Below are 6,063 nucleotides of genomic sequence, written 5' to 3' on the forward strand. Positions count from 1 at the left end.
GCAATCATCCTCCTTTTATTTGTGTTGATTTATAAGAAATATTATACCGACGTTGTTTCTTTAGCGTAATCCATCATACCTATAAAGTCCACAACCACAACAGGTTCCTCTCCAACCACCCAGGCATCATGCCCAGCCGGCAGCAAAGATACATCGCCTGCCTTACACTCAAACTCCGTGCCGTCATCCATTAAAACCTTTAACGTCCCAGACATGTGATATTGTAAATGCGGTGATTCACAGCGCATAGTTTTCACAATGGGCTGTAAGGATGTTGACCATTCCCAGCCCGGCTCAAACGTGGCGCGTCCGATTTTTCTTTCTCCAATAGTGATTAGTTCAAGTTTACCTTTAGAAAAGCATATAATCTCATCTGGCTTATCAAAACTCTTCATAGCGGCCTTTTCAATGAAATTAATCATAACACTGTCCTCCTCCTTTTGATAAATTCAGCAATATACACTGCGATAATATTAGTGTTTCCCCAAATAATGACTTAAGTTGCTATAATTATTACATTAATAAAATTTCCAAACAATCGGTAAACGGAAGATTATTGAATAGGATAAATAAGGATAAACAGATAAATTACCTATAATTGGGGTACATTATAAGGTAAGCAGTTCATCTTTTACAAACAAATGTGTGGCCAGGATAACAAGTTGAGACCGTTGCAAAATTCCCAAAATGTGGGAAAAGTATTTCCCAATTAATACCGAGTAGCAGCCTAAAATATAATAATGATGAGATTACCACGTCGCTATCGCTCCTCGTAATGACGGATAGGTACGCCCACGCACAGCCCACGCCGTCATTGCGAACCCCCGCAGGGGGTGTGGCAATCTCATCCTTTTTCTATAACATTTTGTTATATTTTTGAACTCAACTTTGGTGTTATAATATTTTTGCAACGGTCTCAAGTTGACAAAAAAAATGCGAAGAGTTATATTAACACTGTTAATATTAAATATCATCGTTAAGGAATAATAATTATATGGGTATCAAGGAAAAGAGAGCTAACTATAAAGAAGAGTTCCGCAGGGAAATTCTCGATTCGGCCCGTGAGCTTTTCATTAAAGATGGTTGTGAAAAATTCTCAATGAGGAAATTTGCCGAAAAAATAGGCTATTCGCCGACAACCATCTATCTTTATTTTAAAAATAAGGACGAACTGCTTCTTGCCATTTGCGAAGAGGTCTCCGAACAATTCTTAAACAATATCAGGCATATAAGGGCGCGTCAGAGCAATCCCCTTGATGCTCTGCGTCAAGCCTTGCTTAATTTCATTGACTTTGGGTTTGACAATCCTAATGAATACAAGGTGTTTTTTTTCACGACGCTCAATGTCTATAGTGAGCCGGAGGAGTTTATGGGAAAAAAGTCAATGCGGCGGGATTCATATTTAGAATTCAGAAGACTAGTGGAGGATTGCATCGAGGCGGGAAAACTTCGCCGCATGGATATAGACGTATTAACGCAGGTGCTTGCAACAGCAATTCACGGTCTGCTGGCTATGACCACCTATAACAGCAGTTTCCCCTGGGCTGAACGAAAAGTCCTTGCCGCTACATTGGTTGATGGTTTATTGAGGGGCTACCGGACGTGATTTTTTTACCTGTAAAATTAACGCTTGTCAAGCACAAGGTTCATATAACGTTATCATATATTTTTTGTACCGAGTTGCAGTCAGAGTATAACAAGGCGGCAAGGAGAAAGCGACGGAGGCGTACTTTTACAGGGGATTCCCCTTTAGGGGAGACGTTGAGGAGCTTTTGACGATGCCAACGAAGTTAGGCGATAGAATGCGACTTGAGACCGTTGCAAAATTCCCAAAATGTGGGAAAAGTATTTCCCAATTAATACCGAGTAGCAGCCTAAAATATAATAATGATGAGATTACCACGTCGCTATCGCTCCTCGTAATGACGGATAGGTACGCCCACGCACAGCCCACGCCGTCATTGCGAACCCCCGCAGGGGGTGTGGCAATCTCATCCTTTTTCTATAACATTTTGTTATATTTTTGAACTCAACTTTGGTGTTATAATATTTTTGCAACGGTCTCAACTCGGTATTACAGAAACAGGAGGAAACAAACATGACGTTCGCAGAGCTGTTTATTCTATACATGAAAAGAGCCAGGATAATTACTATCATTGTACTACTTGCAGGATACATTGTTGTGGCCGGTTGCGCAAAAAAGAGTTCCACAGTTGCAACGGCACCAAACATGCCACCCGAGGTGGGAGTAGTTGTGATACAGCCACAGCGCGTGGCGCTTACCACAGAGCTTGTCGGGCGCACCTCTGCTTACCTCATTGCCGAGGTGCGGCCTCAGGTGGGCGGTATTATTCAGAAACGCCAGTTTACCGAAGGGGCGGATGTAAAAGCGGGTGAGGTGCTCTACCAGATAGACCCTGCTGCCTACCAGGCAGCCTACGGTAGCGCAAAGGCTGCACTTATAAGGGCTGAGGCCAATCTCATTCCTGCCCGCCTCAAGGCTGGCCGCTATCAGGAACTTGTAAAAATAAACGCGGTTAGCCAACAGGAGTATGACGATGCAAGCGCAGGGTTTAAGCTGGCTGAGGCTGATGTAGAGGCCGGCAAGGCAGCACTTGAGATCGCCCGGATAAACCTCGCATATACCAGGGTAACTGCTCCCATTTCCGGACGAATAGGGCGGTCATCAGTCACAAGCGGCGCTCTCGTAACCGCAAGCCAGCCTGCCGCTCTGGCCACCATTCAGGATCTCAGCTCCATTTATGTGGATGTCACTCAGTCCAGCGCCGAGCTGCTGCGCCTGAAACAAAATCTGGCCAGCGGCCTTCTGAAGAGCAATGCTGCAGCCCAGGCACGGGTTAAGTTGCTGCTGGAGGATGGCAGCGCATATCCGCAACAGGGCACACTAAAGTTTTCTGAAGTTACAGTGGACCAGAGTACCGGCTCCATTACGCTGCGAGCGGTTTTCCCAAACCCAAAGCAGACGCTGCTGCCGGGTATGTTTGTCCGGGCTATCCTGGAGGAGGGGGTAAGTGAGCAAGCTATACTGGTTCCTCAGAGGGGGGTTACACGCAACCCTGCCGGCAACGCTATGGCTATGGCTGTAGGAGCCGGGGAGAAAGTGGAACCCCGGCTTATCAAGGTCGTTCGGACAGTAGGAGACAACTGGCTCATCAGCGAAGGGCTGAAAGCAGGTGACCGTGTCATCCTCGAAGGACTGCAGAAAGCTCGCCCGGGAACTCAGGTCAAAGCAGTGCCGTTTGGCAGCAAAGCTGATGAAGCGCCCGCCGGTGCTCAGAAAACAGCAGCAAATAAATAAAGGAGAAGCTTCATGCCCAGATTTTTCATAAATCGTCCAATATTTGCATGGGTGATCGCCATCATGATCATGCTGGCAGGTCTTCTGGCAATCAGAACACTTCCCGTGTCCCAGTATCCGCCGATTGCGCCACCCCAGATTACCATTAACGCCTTGTATCCGGGCGCCTCGGCCCAGACCGTGCAAGATACGGTAACTCAGATTGTCGAACAAAAACTTAATGGAATTGACAACCTGATCTATATGTCGTCAAGCAGTGATTCCTCGGGGGCGGTAGCCATTAATCTAACTTTCAAAGCCGGCACCGACCCCAACATTGCTCAGGTACAAGTACAAAATAAACTGCAACTGGCAACGCCGCTTTTGCCTCAGGTTGTGCAAAGGCAAGGGATTTCAGTTGTCAAGTCCACCAAAAATTATCTGATGTTGGTTGGGCTTGTCTCCGAGGACGGTTCCATGGACCGCAACTCCCTAACCGATTATATGGTATCCAACATCCAGGATATCGTTAGCCGAATTCAGGGGGTGGGTGAACTACAGACGTTCGGTTTTCAAAACGCCATGCGGATCTGGCTGGACCCTGCCAGGCTTAATAACTACCGGTTGACCTCCAATGATGTGAGTACTGCACTACAGGCACAGAGTGTACAGGTTTCTGCCGGTCAATTCGGAGGCACTCCTGCTGCTCCGGGGCAGCAACTCAACGCCACCATCACTGCCCGTACCCTGCTCCAAAGCCCGGAGCAGTTTGAGGCCATCATACTGCGCACCAACCCCGACGGCTCCACTGTCAGGCTGAAGGATGTAGCAGAGTGCAAGATCGGTACAGAAAACTATGATATACAGTCTTTCTACAAAGGGAAACCTGTGGGTGCCATGGCCATCAGGCTGGCAGCCGACGCCAATGCACTGGAAACCTCCAACAGAGTCAAGGCAAAGATGGAGGAATTGTCCAAATACTTTCCTCCCGGCGTGAAGGTAGTTTACCCATATGACACTACCCCATTTGTCAGGATCTCCATCGAGGAGGTCGTAAAGACCTTGTTTGAGGCCGTCTTCCTGGTTTTTGTCATCATGTTCCTTTTCCTGCAGAATATCCGGGCAACTTTGATCCCCACCATAGCAGTCCCTGTGGTGCTGCTTGGCACATTCGGGGTTCTGTCTGCCAGCGGTTTTTCCATCAACACTCTAACCATGTTTGCCCTGGTCATAGTCATTGGCCTCCTGGTTGACGATGCAATTGTTGTCGTGGAAAACGTGGAACGTATCATGAGTGAGGAGGGGTTAACACCTAAGGAGGCGACCATCAAATCCATGGAACAGATTACCGGAGCCCTCTGGGGTATTGTCACCGTACTTTCGGCGGTTTTTGTGCCGATGGCCTTTTTTGGTGGTTCTACCGGTGTCATATACCGCCAATTTTCCATTACTATCGTCTCTGCTATGATACTTTCGGTAGTGCTTGCCATGACCCTTACTCCGGCCATGTGCGCGACCATACTTAAGCCTGTGGCAAAAGGTCATGCAGCAGGTGAAGCCGGCTGGTTTAAGGGCTTCTTCCGTTGGTTCAATCACTGGTTCGACCGCCGCAGGACACAGTACGAAACCATTGTCGGCAGCTCCTTCAGCAAACCTGTGCGGTATCTGGTTGTTTACGGCGCAATCGTTGTGTGCATGGTTTTCCTCTTCCTGCGCCTGCCTACATCGTTTCTTCCGGATGAGGATCAGGGGTTCATGTTCTGTCATATACAGTTGCCGGCAGGAGCCACGATGGAACGGACTGTCAATGTCCTTAAACAGGTTGAGCAGTATTTCACTGAGCATGAACAAAATACTGTGGATTCGGTGCTTACGGTGGCAGGCTTCAGCTTTGCCGGCCGTGGCCAGAATATGGGGCTTGCCTTTGTGAAGCTTCGGGACTGGAAGCTACGTAAAACCCCTGCTCTTAAGGCACCGGCGATTGCGGCAAGATCCAGGGGAGGGTTTGCCAAAATCAAGGACGGTCTGGCTTTTGCAATTTCACCACCTGCGGTGCTGGAACTGGGGCAGGCCAACGGCTTTGACTTCATGCTGCAAGACCGCAGCGGCCTGGGACATGAGAAACTAATGGAGGCACGTAACCAGCTTTTGGGTATGGCCATGAAAAATCCGAAATTGATTGCAGTACGTCCTAACGGCCAGGATGACTCCCCACAGTTCAAGCTGGACATTGACGATGTGAGAGCAGGAGCACTGGGGGTCTCACTGGGGAATATCAACGACGTGCTTGCAACTGCCTGGGGCAGTTCCTACGTGAGCGATTTTATAGAAAATGGGCGTGTCAAGAAGGTCTTTCTCCAGGCCGATGCGAAGTACCGGATGCTGCCTGAGGATATCAACAGCTGGTACGTCAGCAATAAAAGCGGTATCATGGTTCCGTTTTCGGCCTTTGCCACCGCCCGTTGGCAATATGGCTCGCCTCGTCTGGAACGCTATAACGGGATTCCATCCGTAGAGGTTATGGGACAGGCGGCGCAAGGGGTAAGTACGGGAGAGGCAATGGCCGAAATGGAGAAAATGGCTGCTCAACTGCCACCTGGGATCGGTTATGAGTGGACAGGCCTATCTTACGAGGAAAAGAATGCTGGTGCACAGGCGCCGCTGCTCTATGCAATATCGCTGATGGTGGTGTTTCTGAGCGTGGCGGCTTTATATGAGAGCTGGACTATACCTTTTGTCAATCTGCTAATGCTGCCGCTTGGTCT

Annotated in this window: 4 protein-coding genes; 3 read left to right on the forward strand and 1 reads right to left on the reverse strand. The window is 48.6% G+C overall.

Annotated elements, in window-relative coordinates:
• Positions 1-41: 41 nt before the first annotated feature.
• Positions 42-422, reverse strand: coding sequence for a cupin domain-containing protein (locus HQK88_03680; GenBank protein ID MBF0615903.1), 381 nt, complete (start codon positions 420-422; stop codon positions 42-44).
• Positions 423-994: 572 nt separating this feature from the next.
• On the opposite strand from HQK88_03680, the gene HQK88_03685 reads away from it, so the two are divergent.
• The 3 genes from HQK88_03685 to HQK88_03695 all read left to right on the forward strand — a co-directional run.
• On the forward strand, positions 995-1,606 hold the full coding sequence (locus HQK88_03685; GenBank protein MBF0615904.1) for a TetR/AcrR family transcriptional regulator: 612 nt from the start codon (positions 995-997) through the stop codon (positions 1,604-1,606).
• Positions 1,607-2,128: 522 nt separating this feature from the next.
• Positions 2,129-3,319 carry an efflux RND transporter periplasmic adaptor subunit gene (locus HQK88_03690; GenBank protein MBF0615905.1) on the forward strand — a complete coding sequence of 397 codons (1,191 nt, stop codon included), beginning with the start codon at positions 2,129-2,131 and terminating at the stop codon, positions 3,317-3,319.
• Between the two features lie 12 nt (positions 3,320-3,331).
• Positions 3,332-6,063: efflux RND transporter permease subunit (locus HQK88_03695; GenBank protein ID MBF0615906.1), on the forward strand; the 2,732-nt coding region annotated here is incomplete at its 3' end.

This window comes from Nitrospirota bacterium (genome assembly GCA_015233895.1).
GTDB lineage: Bacteria > Nitrospirota > Thermodesulfovibrionia > Thermodesulfovibrionales > Magnetobacteriaceae > Magnetomonas.

Bases quoted from the DNA above. Each gene is read 5' to 3' on its own strand.
- HQK88_03690 (MBF0615905.1), top strand. From the start codon at position 2,129: ATGAAAAGAGCCAGGATAATTACTATCATTGTACTACTTGCAGGATAC.
- HQK88_03685 (MBF0615904.1), top strand. From the start codon at position 995: ATGGGTATCAAGGAAAAGAGAGCTAACTATAAAGAAGAGTTCCGCAGG.
- HQK88_03680 (MBF0615903.1), bottom strand. From the start codon at position 422: ATGATTAATTTCATTGAAAAGGCCGCTATGAAGAGTTTTGATAAGCCA.